Origin of the sequence: Kribbella sp. NPDC005582 (assembly GCF_040605415.1) — a bacterium.
Classification (GTDB): Bacteria; Actinomycetota; Actinomycetes; order Propionibacteriales; family Kribbellaceae; genus Kribbella.
Genome location: NZ_JBEXCU010000001.1, coordinates 2,048,014 through 2,065,927, shown reverse-complemented (window position 1 = coordinate 2,065,927; position 17,914 = coordinate 2,048,014). Strand labels below are relative to the sequence as shown.

Here is a 17,914-nt window from a genome sequence, read left to right as displayed (position 1 = left end):
CGAGGCGTTCGTAGCAAGAGTGACGAACGATCCGACAGAAGGGCTCGCCATGCGGAAACTCATCTACGGCATGAACCTCAGCCTGGACGGCTACATCGCCGCCCCCGACGGCGACATCAATTGGGGCGTACCGAGCGACGAACTGTTCCAGTGGTGGCTCGACCAAGAGCTAGCGATCGGAATGTTCCTGTACGGGCGCAACCTGTGGGAGACCATGAGCTCCCACTGGCCGACCGGCGACCAGCAACCCAACGCCACCTCGGCGCAGATCGAGTACGCCCGCAACTGGCGGGACACCCCGAAGGTCGTGTTCTCGTCCACCATCGACAAGGTCGACTGGAACACCCGCCTGTACGCCGGCGACGCCGTACCGGAGATCACCCGACTCAAAGCCGAAGACGGCAAGCCCCTCAGAGTCGGCGGCGCCACCCTCGCAGCCGCAGCCATGCGAGCCGGCCTGATCGACGAGTACGAGATCGTCACCCACCCAGTACTGGTAGGCGGCGGCAAACCATTCTTCACCGCCCTCGACAACTGGATGAACCTCAACCTGGTCGAGACCCAGACCTTCCCCGGCGGCGTCGTACTGACCAGATACGAAACCAGGCGCTGATCCGGGAGACCGGAATTCGCGTCGATGAGTATCGCCGGGGAGCTGCAGAGCGACTTGCGCAAGCAGTCGTGTCCAGCCTGGATGTCCCAGCACGCCGGCCACGGGTGGTCGATCGCGGGCGGTAGCCCGCAAGGTGCGCGGTAGCGCGCAAGAGGCTGGGGTGGGTGGGGTGGTCGCGTAGCGCGCGACGAAGGAGTGGGCGTAGCGAGCGCGGGGGGACTCAGACCGCGGCGCCCAGCCACAGCGGGCGAGCGAAGCGAGGCCGAGGGGGTGCGGGTGGCGGAGCCCCCGCCGGCGGCAAGCGAAGCGCAGCCGCACAACACGACGAAGGCGGCCCGCTCCGCGCTTTCCGCGGACACGGGTCGCCCATCGACCTTCGTGGAGACGAGGGGACTTGAACCCCTAACCCCTGCCTTGCAAAGGCAGTGCTCTGCCAGTTGAGCTACGCCCCCGTGGTGGGGTGGTCAGCGGCCCGGGGTGACCGGGTCGACGGCCTCGGCCCAGAGGTCCTTGTCGGCGCGGGACTGCTGGGTCTTCTTGTAGGCGAAGTATCCACCGATACCGGCGAGCAGCACCAGCAGAATCTTTCTCAGCACCGCGGGACTCCTCGGATCGGGGGTTTCACGATCTGGTGGGCCTAACTGGATTTGAACCAGTGACCTCTGCCTTATCAGGGCAGCGCTCTAACCAACTGAGCTATAGGCCCGTATCTACGGGGTCGAACTCGGGAGAGATTACCGCACCAGGTGCCTGTCTCCCAAACCGGTTCCGGCCGGACCCTGGTGGGCCCGGCCGAAAGGGCTCAGTCCTCCGACGCGAGCGTGACTTCGAGGCCGCCGAGCAGGGTGGCGGCGATGTTGTAGAGGAAGGAACCGAGGGTGGCCAGGGCCGTGATGATCAGCACATCGGCGCAGGCCAGCAGGGTGGTGAAACCCATCACCTTGCCGGTGTTGATGTAGTTCTCGATCCGGAACGGCTCGGTGTTCGGGTTGCCGAGCACCTCGGTGACGGTGTTGTTGATGTTGTCGAAGACGCCGGCGGCGCCGATCGCGGACCAGACGATGAAGACCGCGACCCAGGTGACGATGCCGAAGGCGATCGCGAGCAGGAACGCCGTCTTCATCACCGACCACGGGTCGATGCGGGACATCCGCAGGCGGGCCTTGCGGGTCTGGCCGCGCGCGGAGGTCTTGGTGGTGTCACCGACCTCGACGCTCTCTGCGTCGGACTTGCCGGTGACGGCGGCGGCCTTCTCCAGGACGGCCTGCCGGGCGGCGCTGACCTTGTCGCCGAACGACTCGGTCTTGCCGCCGAACGTGCCGGGCTTGTCCGCACGCCCAGTCACCCCGTACGACGATTCGCCGTCGCCCGCCTTCGTGGGCGGCGACCACGGTTCCGGGCGGCCCGGCGTACTGGGTGCCGGGGTCGGCCGAGCGGTACCGGGCTGGGCGCCACCCGCCGGGCGGACCGGCGGCTGCTGGGCGGGGCGGGCCGGCGCACCGGCCGTGCCCGGTCGCTGCTGCTGCGGGCGGAGCTCCGCAGCCGGACGCTGCGCGCTCGCGGGCGGCGTAGCGGGGCGGCCGTTTCCAGCCGGAGTGGAGCCACTCGGGGTGGAGCCGGAGCGACCGTTGGAGGCCGGAGTGGCCGGGGTGGACTGCTTCGAGGTCGGCGCGGTGCGCTGAGTCTTGGAGCTGTCCGCACCTTCGGGCCAGGTCGGCCTCGCGCGGTTGGTCATCAGTTACCCTCCTGGCCGGCTTCGTCGTCTTCGACGGTAGCCGCGCCGTTCACATCCGTCGAACGCTCGTCGGAAGTACTGACGCTCCCAGACGGGGTTTCGGTTGTCGAAGCGTCCACATTCTGGGCATCCGTGGACACCGCAGCCGCCTCGGCTCCCTCCACCGCCGCACCGTCGACGTCTTCGGCACCCTCAGCAACCTCGAGGCCGTCGACGGTCAGATCGGTGTTCCGGGCGATCGCGACGACGGCATCGGACTCGCCGACCCCGGCGAACCGGACGCCCATCGTGTCCCGGCCCTTGACCGGCACGCTGTCGACCCGGCTGCGGACGACCTGGCCGCTGGCCTTGATCGCCAGCACCTGGTCGTCGTCGACGACGATGATCGCGCCGACCAGCGAGCCGCGCTCGTCGTTCAGCTTGACCGCCTTGATGCCGAGACCGCCACGACCCTGCTGCCGGTACTGCGAGACCTGCGAACGCTTGGCGTAACCGGCGTCGGTGACGGTGAAGACGTACTGCGCCTCCTCGTCGTCGCCGGCCCGGATGACCGACATCGACAGCAGTTCGTCGCCGTCGCGGAACTTCATGCCGGTGACACCGGACGTGGCCCGGCCCATCGGCCGGAGCTGCTCGTCGTTTGCCGTGAAGCGGATCGACTGGCCCTTGCGCGAGACCAGCAGCAGGTCGTCGGACGCGGTGGCGACGTCGGCGCCGATCAACTCGTCGTCGTCCTCGCGGAAGTTGACCGCGATGATGCCGCTCTGCCGGGCCGAGTCGTAGTCGGTCAGGGCGGTCTTCTTGACCAGGCCCTTCTTGGTCGCGAGCACCAGGTAGTCGGACTGCTCGTAGTCGCGCAGCGTCAGGACCTGCGCGATCTCCTCGTCCGGCTGGAACGAGAGCAGACCGGCCACGTGCGAACCCTTGGCGTCCCGCGCCGACTCCGGCAGCTGCCACACCTTGGCCCGGTAGACCCGGCCCTTGGTGGTGAAGAACAGCATCCAGTGGTGGTTGGTGGTGGCGAAGAAGTGGTCGATCTCGTCCTCGGCCCGCAACTGCGCGCCGCGAACACCCTTGCCGCCGCGGTTCTGGGTCCGGTACAGGTCGGCCTTCGTGCGCTTCGCGTAGCCGCCGCGGGTGATCGTGACCACGACGTCCTCGTCGGGGACCAGGTCCTGGACGGACAGGTCGCCGTCGGCCGCGATGATCTCGGTACGCCGCTCGTCGCCGAACTTCTCGACGATCTCGGCCAGCTCGTCGCGGACGATGTTCCGCTGCCGGACCGGGTCGGCCAGGATGTCCTCGAGGTCGGCGATGATCGCCTCGAGCTCGTTCAGCCGGTCGACGATCTTCTGCCGCTCCAGGGCGGCCAGCCGGCGCAGCTGCATGTCGAGAATCGCCTGCGCCTGGATCTCGTCGATCTCGAGCAGGCTCATCAGGCCCTGGCGCGCCTCTTCGACGTCCGGGCTGCGACGGATCAGCGCGATGACCTCGTCGAGCGCGTCCAGCGCCTTCACGTACCCGCGGAAGATGTGCGCGTTCTTCTCGGCCTCGCGCAAGCGGTAGCGGGTCCGCCGCTGGATGACCTCGATCTGGTGGTCGATCCAGTGCGTGATGAACAGGTCGAGGCTGAGCGTGCGCGGTACGCCGTCGACCAGCGCCAGCATGTTGCACCCGAAGGTGTCCTGCAGCTGGGTGTGCTTGTAGAGGTTGTTCAGTACGACGCGCGGCTGGGCGTCACGCTTCAGCACGATCACCAGGCGCTGGCCGGTCCGGGACGACGTGTCGTCGCGAATATCGGCGATGCCGGTCATCTTGCCGGTGTTCACCAGCTCGGCGATCTTCTGCGCCAGGTTGTCCGGGTTGACCATGTACGGCAGCTGGCTGACGACGAGGCTGGTCCGGCCCTTGGCGTCCTCCTCGATGTCGACCACCGCGCGCATCGTGACCGAGCCACGACCGGTGCGGTAGGCGTCGTCGATGCCCTTGTAGCCGACGATCAGGGCGCCGTTCGGGAAGTCCGGGCCCTTGATGTGCTCCATGCACGCCGCCAGAACTTCTTCCTGGGTGGCGTCCGGGTTCTCCAGGCACCAGTTCGCGGCGGCGGCGACCTCGCGCAGGTTGTGCGGCGGGATCTGGGTCGCCATGCCGACCGCGATACCGGCCGAGCCGTTCACCAGCAGGTTCGGGAAGCGGCTGGGCAGGATCACCGGTTCCTGCGAGCGGCCGTCGTAGTTGGGGCGGAAGTCGACCGTCTCCTGGTCGATGTCGCGCACCATCTCCATCGCCAGCGGGGCGAGCCGGCACTCGGTGTACCGCATCGCGGCCGCCGGGTCGTTACCCGGCGAACCGAAGTTGCCCTGGCCCTGGATCATCGGCGCCCGCATCACCCACGGCTGCGCGAGCCGGACCAGGGTGTCGTAGATCGCGGAGTCACCGTGCGGGTGGTACTGACCCATCACGTCACCGACGACGCGCGAGCACTTGGAGAAACCGCGGTCCGGCCGGTACCCGCCGTCGTACATGGCGTAGAGGATGCGGCGGTGCACCGGCTTGAGGCCGTCGCGCACCTCGGGCAACGCGCGGCCGACGATGACGGCCATCGCGTAGTCGAGGTACGACTGCTGCATCTCCGTCTGCAGATCGAGCGGCTCGATCCGGTCGTGTCCAGGAGAAATGGGGGTCTCGGTCATCTGATGCTCGTCCCGTTCGTGTCAGACGTCGTACGTCGGTGAAGTCGGCGCTGGAGTGGTCGCGGCCCAGCGGGGGCGGGGCCGCGACGGCACTCAGATGTCAAGGAACCGAACGTCCTTGGCGTTGCGCTGGATGAAGTTCCGACGCGCCTCGATGTCGTCACCCATCAGGGTGGCGAAGGTTTCGTCGGCCCGGGCGGCGTCGTCCAGGGTGATCTGCAGCAGCACCCGGTTGGCCGGGTCCATCGTGGTCTCCCACAGCTCCTGCGCGTTCATCTCACCCAGACCCTTGTAGCGCTGGATGGCGTTGTCCTTCGGCAGCTTCTTGCCGGCCTCGACGCCGGCCTCGAGCAGACCGTCCTTCTCCCGCTCGGTGTAGGCCAGCTCGTGCGGCTGGTTGCTCCACCGGATCTTGTACAGCGGCGGCTGCGCGGCGTACACGTGACCGCGCTCGATCAGCGGCCGCATGAAGCGGAACAGCAGCGTGAGCAGCAGCGTGCGGATGTGCTGACCGTCGACGTCGGCGTCGGCCATGATCACGATCTTGTGGTACCGCAGCTTCTCCTCGTCGAAGTCCTCGTGGATACCGGTCCCGAGGGCGGAGATGATCGCCAGCACCTCGTTGTTCTGCAGGACGCGGTCGATCCGGGCCTTCTCGACGTTCAGGATCTTGCCCCGGATCGGCAGGATCGCCTGGTACTTCGGATCGCGGCCACCCTTCGCGGAGCCACCGGCCGAGTCACCCTCGACGATGTAGACCTCGCACTCCTCGGGGTTCGTCGACTGGCAGTCGGACAGCTTGCCCGGCAGCCCGCCGCCACCCAGCAGACCCTTGCGGTTGCGGGCCAGCTCGCGCGCCTTGCGGGCGGCGATCCGGGCGCTCGCGGCCGCGGTGGCCTTGCGAATGATCTCGCGGCCTTCCTGCGGGTTCTGCTCGAACCAGGCCCCGAGCCGGTCGTTGACGACCCGCTGGGTGAAGCCCTTCACCTCGGTGTTGCCGAGCTTGGTCTTCGTCTGGCCCTCGAACTGCGGATTGCCCAGCTTGACCGAGATGATCGCGGTCAGGCCCTCCCGGATGTCGTCACCGGTGAGCCTGTCCTCCTTCTTCTTGATCATGCCCTGGTCCTCGGCGAACGAGTTGACCAGCGAGGTGAGCGCGGCCCGGAAGCCCTCTTCGTGGGTGCCGCCCTCGTGGGTGTTGATCGTGTTCGCGAAGGTGTGCACGGACTCCTGGTACGAGCCGCTCCACTGCATCGCGACCTCGAGGCTCAGCGACCCGTCGGCCTGCGCGGCCTCGAACGCGATCACGTCGCGGTGCACGGTCTCGCGGATGCCGGTCAGGTACTTCACGTAGTCGACCAGGCCGTCGTCGTACTTGAAGGACTGCTCGACCGGGTTGCCGTCCTCGGTGTGGTCCGGCCGCTCGTCGCGGATGACCAGCTCGAGGCCCTTGTTCAGGAACGCGTACTCACGGAAGCGGGTGGTCAGCGTCTCGTACGAGTACGTCGTGGTCTCGAACACGTCCGGGCTCGGCCAGAAGGTGATCGTGGTGCCGGTGGAGTCCGCCGTACCGACCTCGGCCAGATCCGCGTCCGGAACACCGATGGTGAAGGACTGCGTGTAGGCCTTGCCGCCGGTGCGGACATCGACCTGGAGCCGGTTGGACAGTGCGTTCACCACGGAGACACCGACGCCGTGCAGACCGCCGGAGACCTTGTACCCGCCGCCGCCGAACTTGCCGCCGGCGTGCAGGACGGTCAGCACGACCGTGACGGCCGGCTTGCCCTCCGACTCGACGATGCCGACCGGGATACCGCGGCCGTTGTCGACGACGCGGACGCCGCCGTCGGGGAGCAGGGTGACGACGATCTTGTCGCAGAACCCGGCCAGCGCCTCGTCCACGGCGTTGTCGACCACCTCGTAGACCAGGTGGTGCAGACCGCGCTCGCCGGTCGACCCGATGTACATACCGGGGCGCTTGCGGACCGCGTCGAGGCCTTCCAGGACCTGGATCGCGCTGGCGTCGTACTCACGCTCGACGACGCTGCTCTGGATCTCGGTCAGCAGTGCTTCTTCTTCGATGCCGGTGCTGTCTGCGGACGTTGTTTCGTCGATCTCGGTCGGCTCGTCGGTCACCGGCTGTTGTCCTCCTCGGGCCCCGCGTTCGCGAGGCATCGCGGCACAGTGGAAGCCGCCTCTACAGTGTTGTTAGGGGCACGGCTCGTCGTACAGGGTCCATCTTACCCGTCGACCGAAGCAGAACCTGCCACCAGCCGCCCGAAACTCACCTCAGGGCGTCTTTTCGCCCTCCTCGCCATGTCCCCTCTCGCGGGTGGGGGGCCGGAAAGCGCTCACGGGCGCTCAGTGGCCTCCGGTCGTTTCACCACTGACTCGGTACGCCGGCCGCCTGGTTCACCGGTCCAGACCACCCCGCGCGCACCCGGCGCCCCTTAGGATCGCTGCCGTGGAGAGTCTCGACGACGTCATCGACGACCTGATCGCCGACCGGGTGATCCGCCGGCACCGGCGGACCTGGCTGATCGTCATCGGGATCGTCGTCGTACTGGCGCTGCTGGTGCTGTTCACCGGCGGCTGGAAGCAGCGTGTCGGCCGTGCGGTCCCGACCATCGACGCGCCGACCACGGTCACGGCGGGGCGCTGGGAGTTCAGTTTCACCAAGGCCGAGATCATCCGGGAGCCCAAGACCGAGTACTCGGCCGCCAAGGCCGAACTGCGGGTCTACTTCGACGTCCGGAACGTCGACACCGAGGCGCACACCAGCACCGAGGTCCGCAACTCGGTCCTGCGGCTGGTCCCGGGCGGAGGCAAGGATCTGGTGGAGTCCAGCGGCGCGAACTGCCGTGGCGAGGTCGGCTGGGTGATCGTCTACGGTCTGCCGCCGGAGAGCTGCTACACGAAGTTCGAGATCGAGCCCGACTTCACGGCCGACCAGATCGAGGTCGGTGTCCTCGGTGAGCAGTACATCTCCGACAACGGGCTGATGGGCGCGAACGAGGACCCGTACTGGCAGCAGCCGAAGGCCGCCGCCGTCGTCCGGCTGAAGCCGACCGTCGTCGTCAAGGACGAGGAGAAGTAGGAGTGAAGCTCTACCGCCCCGCGACCGTCCTGGTCGGCGTTCTCTTCATCCTGCTCGGCGGGCTCACCCGCCTGGCGACGCCGGACCATGTGTTCGACGAACAGAACCTGATGGTCAGCAAGGGGACCATCGGCCAGCAGTTGCGGTTCGGCCAGGAGGCGACGCTTACCATCGTCCGGATGCAACTGGCCAAGTCCGTGCTCGACGCCAACTCGTCGTCCGACGACAAGCCGATCGAGACCAACGGGGTGTTCGTCGCGCTCGAGTGGGAGACCACTCGGGGCGTCAACGACCCCGAGCGTCCCACGCCGTCGCTGACCTCGAACGGCGATGCCATCTACCAGCCGCTCCCGTTGACGTACTCCGGGATCGAGTTCGGCGACGCTGGTTTCACGACCTCCGGCGCGATCGTCTTCGAGGTCAACCCGACCGAGCTCGAGGGCCTGACGCTGGACGTGCGGCCGCAGCAGTTCTGGAACGTGCTGAACCGGAAGGTCTCGGTCGATCTCGGGATCCCCGGCGAGGACAGCGCCCAGCGGTTGATCGACTCGGCAGTGGATCTGTACGAGATCCCCACGCGGGACGTCCGGGTGGCGTCATGACGGGCGCGTCCCGCGCCGCCCGGCTGGCGGCCCAGATCTCCTTGCTGCTGGTCCTGCTGGCCACCGGCTGCTTCCTGACGCTGAAGACGTACCTCGGCGATCCCGAACAGAACTTCGAGGACGGCGCGATCCAGCACGTGGTCGCAAAGGGTCCGGTCACCATCGGGAGGGTCGGCTGGCAGCTCGACTCGATGAGCGTCTACACCCGGCTGGTCGACGAGAAGGGCAAGGAGATCTCCGTCAACCGGCCGGCCGGTGCGGTGATCGTCGTTGCCCAGCTGCGGGTCACCCCGCTCGACGGGCTGCGGCTGAAGGACGGCGGCTTCACGTGCGGCACGAGTCTGCGCGACGACCGCGGCAACCGCTGGCAGACCACGAACGCCTTCCAGTTCCCGATCCCGACCAGCTGCTCGGACTCCGACAAGCCGATGGTCCGGAACAAGCCGAGCAAGCTCGCGCAGATCTTCGTCGTACCGGCGGAGGCGGTGCCGCACCTGCAGGGCATCGTGGTCACCAACCGCGACGAGTACGAGCGGTTCCTGATCACCACCTGACGGCGGCGATGGCTCAGGCGGTCGCCGGCTGCTGCGCCACGGCCGCCGCCTCGTCGCGGCGCTCCCGGCCGACCGAGATGCACAGGTCGAAGGCGGCTGCCAGCAACGCGATCCGGATCGGCTCGAAGATCAGGCTGCGGATCAGGTCCGCGATCTCGTGGTTCATCAGACCCCAGCGGACGCCGTGGATCCCGATCGTGCGCTGGATCAGCACGAACAGCCAGTCGTCGCCGAGCAACCAGACCGTGTAGAGCATGCAGACCACGCCGAGGAAGACCGGGCCGACCCGGACCAGCAGCCGGAACGCGTTCAGCGTCGGGTAGAACTTCTCCCGGAATCCGCCGAGGACGAGATCAGGCGCCTTGTTGGTCAGAGCGACGAAGCGGTTCGGCTGCGGCGCGGCCTCGCTGACCCGGCCGCCGAGCCGGCGCTCCAGCCTGGTCCCACTCAGTACGCCGTGACTGGACAACACCCGGTGGCCGAACACCACGGTCGTGATCGCCAACCAGGTCAGCGGTTCGGCGACGCCCAACTTGAACAGCGGCCAGAGCGTCTCCCAGGTGAATCCCCAGAGGAACTCGACGCCGGCGGGCAGCGGGATGTTGATCCCGGCCCAGAAGCCCTTCCACGCGTCCCACCAGTCCACCGACCAGTACCAGAAGCTCCGGTCCTTGAACCAGTCCTTGCCGTCCTGGATCGCGTACGACGAGACCACCACGGTCAGCAGCAGGAAGAACGACTCGGCCCAGACCTGCGCGAACTTCACCGGCCGGCTCGGCCACTTGTCGTCGACCGCCTGCAGCGCCCGCCGCAGTACCAGCAGGATGACGATCGCCGGGAGGTACTTGTGCCAGGCGCCGTTGGTCAGCTCGAAGAATCCGGCCCCCGCCTGGAGACCACGCTCCACGTTGTTGCTCGTCGAGAGCTCGGTGACCTGCCCCTCGAGGAAGCCCCACGCCGACCAGACCGCGACCAGCGGCAGCAGCGTCACCGCGACCAGCTCCAGGAAGCCCTGCTGTGTCGGGTCCGAGGTCTCCTCGGACTTGTTCCGAGCTGCGTCCCGCCAGCGGTACAGCGAGGTCGCACAGGTCCGGATCATGCCGATCGCCGCGGTGATCTGGATCAGCACACCGATCGCGAAAACGCCGACACCGAGACTGCCGTGCGCGTGCTCGTCCAGCCAGATCGCGGCGCGCGTACAGGCCTTGAAGCCCGCGTAGCCCACCAGCCACCAGGTGGTCAGAGGCAGCAGGTTCCGCCACCAGAGCCGGAAGGTGTCTCCGATCAGCTGGACCATCTCGCGGAAGCCGTCGACCAGGGTGCGCATCGCGGACGATCCTAAGTCATGCCGGGGCGACCAGACCCCGCGCGGGCTAGCCGGGACGAACCGCGCGCGCACTCACCACACTGGGCTTCGGCAGCATCAGCCGGAGCACGACCCGCGGCCGCCAGGTCTGTTTCCCGTAGAACCTGAACGTGCAGTTGTGGTCGTCGTGGTACGTCTGGATGAACAGGTTCCAGGTGAAGTCGTGCCCCATCGTGGAGTCCCAGGTCTTCTCCGACCACTTCTTGATCGAGTCGGCGCCCCGCGGGGGATTCCCGTTCCACTGCCCGAAGACCTCGCCGGCGCACCGCTCGTCGTTCTTGCGGATCTTCCAGGTGGCCGACCGCTTGGTCGAGTCGATCGAGTACTGCGACGGTTTGCCGATCCAGCTCCAGCAGTACTGGACGGTCTGGGTGTAGCTGCCCACGACATGGTCGCCCCGGTCCGAGAGCAGATTGGCTGTGCCGCGGGCCGTCGTACAGCCGCTGCCGCCAGGTGCGGCACTCGCGGGAATCGCCGAGGTCAGCTGAACAGTCAGTACGCCGATCGCCAGGGTGCCGACCAGAAGTCGTCGCATGGTCGCGACGATAGTTACCTAGGATGACGGCGACGTCACGAATTGCTACCGGTCAGCCGTAGGTATCGCGGGGGCCGCGGCCGCCGCGGACGGTGCGGGGACCGCGGCGCCAACTGGGGGCGTGCGGGCCTTGCACGTTGACCTGGGTGACGGTGCCGTCGCCGAGTTCCGCGTTCAGGCGGCGTACCAGGTCGGGGGCGAGGAGTTTGAGCTGAGTCGCCCAGGCGGTGGACGAGGTGCGGACGGTCAGGATGTTGTTCTCGTAGGACTCGGGCGTGCAGTGCTGCGCGGTTTCGGGGCCGACGATGGACGGCCAGCGCGCCATCACACCGTGTACGGCGACGTCCACCTCCCAGCCCTGGTCGCGCATCAGGCGGCCGAGAGTGTTGGTGAGCTTCTGCGGATCCCGGTCGTCGGGGCGGGCGCTGCTGATCTGGGCGCCGTCGATACGCGGCCGACGACGGCGCTTGACCGGCTTGAAGCCGCCGTTCGCCGCCTGCTGCTTGAGCCGGCCGGCGAGCGATTTCGCCAGGTCCAGGCCCTGCTTGTCGTGCTCAGTCTCCACCGGCAACTCCGGAGCGACTTCGTTCTCAAAGCCGCTCTCAGAGGAATTCCCGGGTTCAGGCACGACTGACGACCCCGTCGCCGACGTTGAAGCGCGCTCCCTGGAGCTCAGCGGGCACGTCCGCACCGACGGCCGCGGTCACCAGCACCTGCTCGGCCGGCGCAACCAACTCCGCCAGGCGATCCCGGCGACTGGTATCGAGCTCGGCGAACACGTCGTCGAGGATCAGCACCGGTTCACCTCCGTCCGCCCGCAACAGCTCGTACGACGCCAGCCGCAGCGCGAGTGCGTACGACCAGGACTCACCGTGACTCGCGTACCCCTTCGCAGGCAAGTCCCCGAGCCCCAGTACGACGTCATCGCGGTGCGGCCCGACCAGCGAGACTCCGCGATCCAGCTCGTCCTGACGCTTCTCGTGCACAGTCGCGAGGATGACCTCGGCCAACTGCTCGCGAGACGTGACACCTGGTTCGAGCGGCACCGACGACTTGTACTCGAGCCGCGCATCACCCTTGCCTCGGGCAACAGCGTCGTACGCGTCGGCTGTCAGTGGACGGAGGGCTTCCAGCAACTCCAGCCGGGTCGCCAGCAACTCGGCGCCGGTGCGAGCGAGGTTCGAGTCCCACACTTCGAGCGTGCGCAACTGTCCCTCGGCCGCACTCGTCCGGTTCTGCCGACGAGCCTGCGATGCACTGCGTAGCAAGGAGTTCCGCTGCTTCAGCACCCGGTCGTAGTCGGATCGAACGCCGGCCATCCGAGGCGCTCGCAGCGTCAGCAGCTCATCAAGGAACCGGCGTCGTTCCGACGGATCGCCCTTCACCAGCGCGAGATCCTCCGGCGCGAACAGCACCGTCCGGAGCAACCCGAGCACTTCCCGAGGCCGCGGTACCGGCGAGCGGTTGATCCGGGCCCGGTTTGCCTTCCCAGGATTGATCTCCAGCTCGACCACGACATCGCGGTCGTACTGACTGCGGATCTCGGTCCGCACGATCGCGCGTGGAGCACCGGCTCGCACCAGCGGTGCGTCGGTCGCCACCCGGTGCGAGCCCAGCGTCGCGGTGTAGTGGATCGCCTCGACCAGGTTGGTCTTGCCGTGCCCGTTGGGCCCGACGAAGGACGTCACGCCCGGAGCGAGCTCGACCTCCGCCTGCTGGTAGGACCGGAAGTCGAGCAGACCCAGGGCGGTGACATACACCTCAGTGCTTGGTCGGCGGTGTCGCGTACGACGGATCGGCCGCGTCGGCGCCCTTCACGGCGTGCCCACCGAACTGGTTGCGCATCGCGGCGATCGCCTTCATCGCCGGCGAGTCGTCCTGCCGGGACGCGAACCGCGCGAACAGCGCCGCCGCGATCGCCGGCACCGGTACGGCGTGGTCGATCGCAGCCTCGACGGTCCAGCGTCCCTCGCCGGAGTCGTCGGCGTACCCGCGAATCTTTTCCAGGTGGGTGTCGTCCTCGAGTGCGTTGACCAGCAGGTCGAGCAGCCAGGACCGGATCACCGTGCCCTCGCGCCAGGAACGGAACGCCTCCGGCACGTTGTCGACGACATCCGCGGCCTCGAGCAGCTCGTAGCCCTCGGCGTACGCCTGCATGATGCCGTACTCGATGCCGTTGTGGACCATCTTCGAGAAGTGGCCCGCGCCGACCTTGCCGGCATGCACGAAGCCGAACTCGCCCTCGGGCTTGAGCGCCTCGAAGACCGGCATCACCGTCGCCACGGTCTCCTTGTCGCCGCCACACATCAGCGCGTAGCCGTTCTCCAGGCCCCAGACACCGCCCGAGACACCGCAGTCGACGAACTTGATGTCCTTCTCGGCGAGCTGTGCCGCGCGCCGGGTGTCATCGGTCCACCGGCTGTTGCCGCCGTCGATCACGATGTCGCCGGGCGAGAGCAGCTCGGCGAGCTCGGTGACGACGGGGTCGATCGCCTGCACCGGAACCATCACCCAGACGACCTTCGGCTGGTCGGACGCGGTGAGCTTGCCGACCATGTCGGCCAGGTCCGTCGCGTCGGAGATCTCTTGGTTGTGGTCGAAGCCGACAACCGTGTGACCAGCGTTGCGGATCCGCTGGCGCATGTTGCCGCCCATCTTGCCGAGACCGACAAGGCCGAGCTCCATCGTGAATCCCCTTGTTCTGTTGGCGTTCAGCTGTTCAGGCGGACCGGCATCAGGACGTACCGGAACTCACTGATCGGGTCACCGTCGAAGTCTCGCACGCCGGTCAGTTCGGCCGGCTTGGTGGCCTGGGTGAAGGCGAGGTGGGCGACCGGCGTACCGATCGCGCCGAGACCGTCGAGCAGGTACGTCGGGTTGAAGCCGACCGTGACCGGATCACCGACGACGCGCGCCTCGATCGACTCCGAAGCCTGCGCCTCGTCACCGCTGCCGGCGTCCAGCGTCACGCTGTCCTCGGCGAAGGTCAGCCGGACCGGAGCGTTCCGCTCGGCGACCAGGGCGACGCGCTTGACGGCCTCGACCAATACGGCGGTCTCGATCCGGACTCGGGTCGCGATCGCGGCATCGGTCGGGATGATGCCCCGAACCTTCGGGAACTCGCCGTCGAGCAGCCGGGTCGTGGCGCGCCGGTTGCCGCCGGAGACCTCGCCCTCGAAGCCGACGATGCCGTCGCCGGATCCGGGTGCGGCCAGCGAGACCGTCACGTCGGAACCGGTCATCGCCTTCGCGGTCTCGGACAGGACGCGCGCCGGGACCAGCGCAGCGGCGGAGGCGTCGGGGGACTCGGGGTTCCATTCGAGCTCACGGATCGCCAGCCGGTAGCGGTCGGTCGCGAGCAGCGAGATCGTGGATCCCTCGATCTCGACCCGCACACCGGTCAGCACCGGGAGCGTGTCCTCACGGCCGGCCGCGGTGACCACCTGCGAGACGGCTTGGGCGAAGACGTCGGCCTTGATCGTGCCGCTGGCCGCCGGGAGGTCCGGCAACGCCGGATATTCCTCTGTGGGAAGCGTCTGGAGCGTGAACCGCGAACTGCCACAGGTGACCTGTGCCTTCGCGCCGTCCACGGCGAAGTCCACCGGCTGGTTCGGAAGACTCTTGGAGATGTCGGCGACGAGCCGGCCGGAGATCAGGCATTTACCGGCGTCGGCCACCTGGGCCGGCACGGTGACCCGGACCGAGGTCTCGTAGTCGAAGCCGGACAGCGTGATCTGTCCGTCCTCGGCCTCGACCAGCAGGCCGGCAAGGATCGGAACGCTCGGACGGCTGGGCAAGCTGCGCGCGGCCCAGGCCACCGACTCGGCCAGTACGTCGCGCTCGACGCGAAACTTCACCGCGGGGTGCCTCCTGATTCGGCTGGGTGCCGGACAGATCCTGCCACGGACACGGGTGGTGTTTGCCCATCGGGGATGACGTGGCGCTCTCGGGCGGGTCGCGTCGACATCTTGGTGAGGGGTCCTACGGGTGCTGAAGGGACCAGCCTGACAGGTCTCGGCAATCGACGCGAGACGAGGTTTTCCCCAGGTTGGGCCGTTCGTTCAATTTGTGGACTCAGATTCCTCTACAGGTTCCATAAGGTTCTTAGCACCTGTGGATCCTGTGGGAAACCGGAGACTTCGCAGGTCAGAGGCCGAATTGCCCTGTGTACGCCGTGTGGACGGCCGCCGCTTCGTCTGTTGACGGCCGTGGATGAACTTTTCTGTCCCCACAGGGCGTCCACAACACACACCGAGGTTTCCCACAGTTTTCCACAGCTGTGTCCCCAGCCTGTGTGCCCACGACGGGTCCCCGTTACTGCTGTTTCGCCTGGTGTTTGATCCGGTTCGTCAGCTCGGTCACCTGATTGAAGACAGAGCGACGCTCTGACATGAGTTGGCGGATCTTCCGCTCGGCGTGCATCACGGTCGTGTGGTCGCGGCCGCCGAACTGCTGGCCGATCTTCGGCAGCGACAGGTCCGTGAGTTCGCGGCACAGGTACATCGCGATCTGGCGCGCGGTCACCAGCACCCGGCTTCGGCTCGACCCACACAGGTCGTCGATCGACAGACCGAAGTACGAGGCCGTTTGTCCCATGATCATGCTGGCCGTCACCTCGGGCTTGCTGCCCTCGGGGATCAGATCCTTCAGCACGATCTCGGCGAGGCTCAGGTCGACGGGCTGCCGGTTCAGGCTCGCGAACGCGGTGACCCGGATCAGTGCGCCCTCGAGCTCACGGATGTTGGTCTGCACCTTCGACGCGATGAACTCCAGGACCTCCGGCGGCGCGGTCAGCCGCTCGGTGGCCGCCTTCTTCCGCAGGATCGCGATCCGGGTCTCGAGGTCAGGCGGCTGGATGTCGGTGATCAGACCCCACTCGAACCGGTTGCGCAGCCGATCCTCCAGCGCCTCCAGGCGTTTCGGCGCCCGGTCGGAACTGATCACGATCTGCTTGTTCGCGTTGTGCAGCGTGTTGAAGGTGTGGAAGAACTCCTCCTGGGTCTGGATCTTGCCTTCCAGGAACTGGATGTCGTCGATCAGCAATACGTCGACATCTCGATACCGGCGCTGGAACTGGGACGCCTTGTCGTCGCGGATCGCGTTGATGAAGTCATTGGTGAACTCTTCGCTCGACACGTACCGGACGCGCGCCCCGGTGTAGAGGCTGCGGACGTAGTGCCCGATCGCGTGCAGGAGATGGGTTTTACCCAGCCCGGAGTCGCCGTAGATCAGCTGCGGGTTGTACGCCTTGCCCGGTGCCTCGGCGACCGCGACGGCCGCGGCGTGCGCGAACCGGTTGGAGCTACCGATGACGAAGGTCTCGAAGGTGTACTTCGGGTTCAGCCGCGCTTCGCCCTGCGCCTCGGTGGCCGGCTGGGCAGGAGAGGGCGCGCCCGGCGGACGGCTGTCCGGACCGGACTGATGCCCGAACGGCTGCTGGGTCGGCTGGCCGAACGGCTGGTTCTGCTGCGGCGCGTACTGCTGAGCGGCAGGCTGCTGCTCGTACGTCGGCGCCTGCTCCTGCCGCGGTGCCGGAGCCGGCTGGGCGTAATGATTGCCCTGGTCCGGATCGGTCAACGCGGACTGGATAGTCGGCTGGTACGAACCCTCGGTGCGCAACGGCTCCCGGACAACCGGTGGCGGCGGAGCCTGCGGCTGCAGTTCGGGATCGAGCGACGGGTCGACGGTGACAGCGATCCGGATGTCCCGGCCGAAGCTCTCGGACAGGATCCGCTCGAGGTCAGGGCGCAGTCGCGTCTCGAGCTGACCGCGGGTGAAGTCGTCCGGAACCGCGACGATCGCCGTGCTCTCGTGCAACGTGACCGGACGCGAGTTCGTCAGCCAGGCGCGCTGGTTCGGCGGCAGGCCGGCCAGTACCCGGGTCCAGGCGTCGCCGAGGTCCATCACCGGCCCGGCCGCCTCGACGCGGGCAGGCGTCTCCACCCGGGGAGCCGGCGTGGGGTTGCTTGCGATGGTGTTGTCGGCCTCTGCACGTCCATCACCTTCGTTCCGCCTCGGCCCGGAGGCCGTTCCACCGCCGACACCCCAGTCGGGTGCCGGGTTCGGTGTCGCGCCAGGTGCTGCTGCACTCACTACCTGCTCAGGCGCTAGCTCAGCCGCCCGCTCCATCGGTCGCTCAACTGCCCGCTCCAGCGGCCGTTCAGTGGTCTGCTCAAGCGGTCGCTCGGTCGCTCGGTCCATCGGCCGGTCAGCCGGCCGCTCCAGCGGCTGCTCAGCTTCCCGCTCAAGCGGTCGTTCAGGGGTCTGCTCCACAGACCGATCAACCGGTTGCTCCGGTGCCCGCTCGGCAGAGCGCTCATGCACACGCTCGACCGGCTGCTCGGGTGCCCGCGGGACAGGGCGCCCGTACGGTCGCTCGACAGTTCGGTCTGCGGGTCGCTCATACGCTCGCTCAACCGACCGCTCGTACGCCGGCCCAACCGATGGCTCGACTGGACGCGCCGCGGCGCGCTCGTCCGCCTGCTCACGCGGTCGCTCGACTGCACGCTCTGGTGCCCGCTCCGCCAGGCGCTCGTCCGCGCGCTCGGCGAGGCGCTCGTCCGCCTGCTCACGCGGTGGCTCCGCTGCACGCTCTGGTGCCCGTTCCGCGAAGCGCTCGTCCACCCGCTCGTCGACCCGCTCGGCGGGTCGCTCGTCCGCCTGCTCACGCGGTCGCTCCACTGCATGATCTGGTGCCCGCTCCGCCAGGCGCTCGTCCG

The 17,914-nt window shown here is 67.7% G+C and carries 15 protein-coding genes, 2 tRNA genes and 1 pseudogene; 5 read left to right on the top strand and 13 right to left on the bottom strand.

Translation table 11 applies throughout. The annotated features are described in order from the left end of the window. The first annotated feature begins 49 nt into the window (after window positions 1-49). On the top strand, window positions 50-613 hold the full coding sequence (locus ABZS29_RS10260) for a dihydrofolate reductase family protein (protein ID WP_355460383.1): 564 nt from the start codon (window positions 50-52) through the stop codon (window positions 611-613). A gap of 379 nt (window positions 614-992) precedes the next feature. On the opposite strand, the gene ABZS29_RS10255 is transcribed toward ABZS29_RS10260, so the two are convergent. The 6 genes and pseudogenes from ABZS29_RS10255 to gyrB all read right to left on the bottom strand — a co-directional run bounded on the left by ABZS29_RS10255 (window position 993) and on the right by gyrB (window position 7,177). Further along, window positions 993-1,065, bottom strand: a tRNA-Ala gene (locus ABZS29_RS10255). Window positions 1,066-1,077: 12 nt separating this feature from the next. Next, the gene (locus ABZS29_RS10250; protein ID WP_338033958.1) at window positions 1,078-1,206 is read right to left on the bottom strand and encodes a DLW-39 family protein; all 129 of its coding nucleotides are present in this window, start codon (window positions 1,204-1,206) and stop codon (window positions 1,078-1,080) included. Between the two features lie 36 nt (window positions 1,207-1,242). Further along, window positions 1,243-1,319 (bottom strand) — tRNA-Ile (locus ABZS29_RS10245). Window positions 1,320-1,415: 96 nt separating this feature from the next. Further along, on the bottom strand, window positions 1,416-2,348 hold the full coding sequence (locus tag ABZS29_RS10240; protein ID WP_355460381.1) for a DUF3566 domain-containing protein: 933 nt from the start codon (window positions 2,346-2,348) through the stop codon (window positions 1,416-1,418). Window positions 2,349-2,557: 209 nt separating this feature from the next. Next, window positions 2,558-5,041: pseudogene (gene gyrA / locus ABZS29_RS10235) on the bottom strand (DNA gyrase subunit A); the annotation flags it as partial. Between the two features lie 93 nt (window positions 5,042-5,134). After that, entirely contained in the window at window positions 5,135-7,177 is a 2,043-nt protein-coding gene (gene gyrB / locus ABZS29_RS10230) for a DNA topoisomerase (ATP-hydrolyzing) subunit B (protein ID WP_355460380.1), read from the bottom strand. A gap of 328 nt (window positions 7,178-7,505) precedes the next feature. On the opposite strand from gyrB, the gene ABZS29_RS10225 reads away from it, so the two are divergent. Genes ABZS29_RS10225 through ABZS29_RS10215 form a run of 3 tightly spaced genes read left to right on the top strand, consistent with a single transcriptional unit; the run spans window position 7,506 to window position 9,294 of the window. Further along, window positions 7,506-8,138, top strand: coding sequence for a hypothetical protein (locus tag ABZS29_RS10225; RefSeq protein WP_355460378.1), 633 nt, complete (start codon window positions 7,506-7,508; stop codon window positions 8,136-8,138). Between the two features lie 2 nt (window positions 8,139-8,140). Further along, the gene (locus ABZS29_RS10220; protein WP_355460376.1) at window positions 8,141-8,740 is read left to right on the top strand and encodes a hypothetical protein; all 600 of its coding nucleotides are present in this window, start codon (window positions 8,141-8,143) and stop codon (window positions 8,738-8,740) included. Further along, entirely contained in the window at window positions 8,737-9,294 is a 558-nt protein-coding gene (locus ABZS29_RS10215) for a hypothetical protein (protein ID WP_355460374.1), read from the top strand. The genes ABZS29_RS10220 and ABZS29_RS10215 overlap by 4 nt, the downstream gene beginning before the upstream one ends. 13 nt (window positions 9,295-9,307) lie before the next feature. Here the strand turns inward: ABZS29_RS10215 and ABZS29_RS10210 are convergent, their stop codons facing one another. From ABZS29_RS10210 to dnaA, 7 genes are all read right to left on the bottom strand, one after another. Next, the gene (locus ABZS29_RS10210) at window positions 9,308-10,621 is read right to left on the bottom strand and encodes a hypothetical protein (protein WP_355460372.1); all 1,314 of its coding nucleotides are present in this window, start codon (window positions 10,619-10,621) and stop codon (window positions 9,308-9,310) included. A 46-nt stretch (window positions 10,622-10,667) separates the two neighbouring features. Further along, window positions 10,668-11,195, bottom strand: a complete 528-nt coding sequence (locus tag ABZS29_RS10205; protein WP_355460370.1) for a hypothetical protein — start codon at window positions 11,193-11,195, stop codon at window positions 10,668-10,670. Between the two features lie 52 nt (window positions 11,196-11,247). Then, window positions 11,248-11,760 (bottom strand): DciA family protein, encoded by a 513-nt coding sequence (locus ABZS29_RS10200; RefSeq protein ID WP_355460368.1) that lies wholly within the window; start codon window positions 11,758-11,760, stop codon window positions 11,248-11,250. Between the two features lie 55 nt (window positions 11,761-11,815). Beyond that, window positions 11,816-12,955, bottom strand: a complete 1,140-nt coding sequence (gene recF, locus ABZS29_RS10195; protein ID WP_355460367.1) for a DNA replication/repair protein RecF — start codon at window positions 12,953-12,955, stop codon at window positions 11,816-11,818. A 1-nt stretch (window position 12,956) separates the two neighbouring features. Continuing rightward, on the bottom strand, window positions 12,957-13,880 hold the full coding sequence (gnd, locus tag ABZS29_RS10190) for a phosphogluconate dehydrogenase (NAD(+)-dependent, decarboxylating) (RefSeq protein ID WP_355460365.1): 924 nt from the start codon (window positions 13,878-13,880) through the stop codon (window positions 12,957-12,959). Window positions 13,881-13,906: 26 nt separating this feature from the next. Then, on the bottom strand, window positions 13,907-15,052 hold the full coding sequence (gene dnaN, locus ABZS29_RS10185) for a DNA polymerase III subunit beta (RefSeq protein ID WP_355460363.1): 1,146 nt from the start codon (window positions 15,050-15,052) through the stop codon (window positions 13,907-13,909). Window positions 15,053-15,509: 457 nt separating this feature from the next. Then, window positions 15,510-17,099 carry a chromosomal replication initiator protein DnaA gene (dnaA, locus tag ABZS29_RS10180; protein WP_355460856.1) on the bottom strand — a complete coding sequence of 530 codons (1,590 nt, stop codon included), beginning with the start codon at window positions 17,097-17,099 and terminating at the stop codon, window positions 15,510-15,512. Window positions 17,100-17,513: 414 nt separating this feature from the next. Between dnaA and ABZS29_RS10175 the strand changes: the two genes are divergently transcribed. Then, on the top strand, window positions 17,514-17,914 hold a 401-nt coding region (locus ABZS29_RS10175; RefSeq protein ID WP_355460361.1), incomplete at its 3' end, for a hypothetical protein.

Coding starts and splice junctions, on each gene's coding strand:
- ABZS29_RS10260 (WP_355460383.1), top strand. CDS start 50: ATGCGGAAACTCATCTACGGCATGAACCTCAGCCTGGACGGCTACATC.
- ABZS29_RS10240 (WP_355460381.1), bottom strand. CDS start 2,348: ATGACCAACCGCGCGAGGCCGACCTGGCCCGAAGGTGCGGACAGCTCC.
- ABZS29_RS10215 (WP_355460374.1), top strand. CDS start 8,737: ATGACGGGCGCGTCCCGCGCCGCCCGGCTGGCGGCCCAGATCTCCTTG.
- ABZS29_RS10210 (WP_355460372.1), bottom strand. CDS start 10,621: ATGCGCACCCTGGTCGACGGCTTCCGCGAGATGGTCCAGCTGATCGGA.
- ABZS29_RS10205 (WP_355460370.1), bottom strand. CDS start 11,195: ATGCGACGACTTCTGGTCGGCACCCTGGCGATCGGCGTACTGACTGTT.
- gnd (WP_355460365.1), bottom strand. CDS start 13,880: ATGGAGCTCGGCCTTGTCGGTCTCGGCAAGATGGGCGGCAACATGCGC.
- dnaA (WP_355460856.1), bottom strand. CDS start 17,099: ATGGACCTCGGCGACGCCTGGACCCGGGTACTGGCCGGCCTGCCGCCG.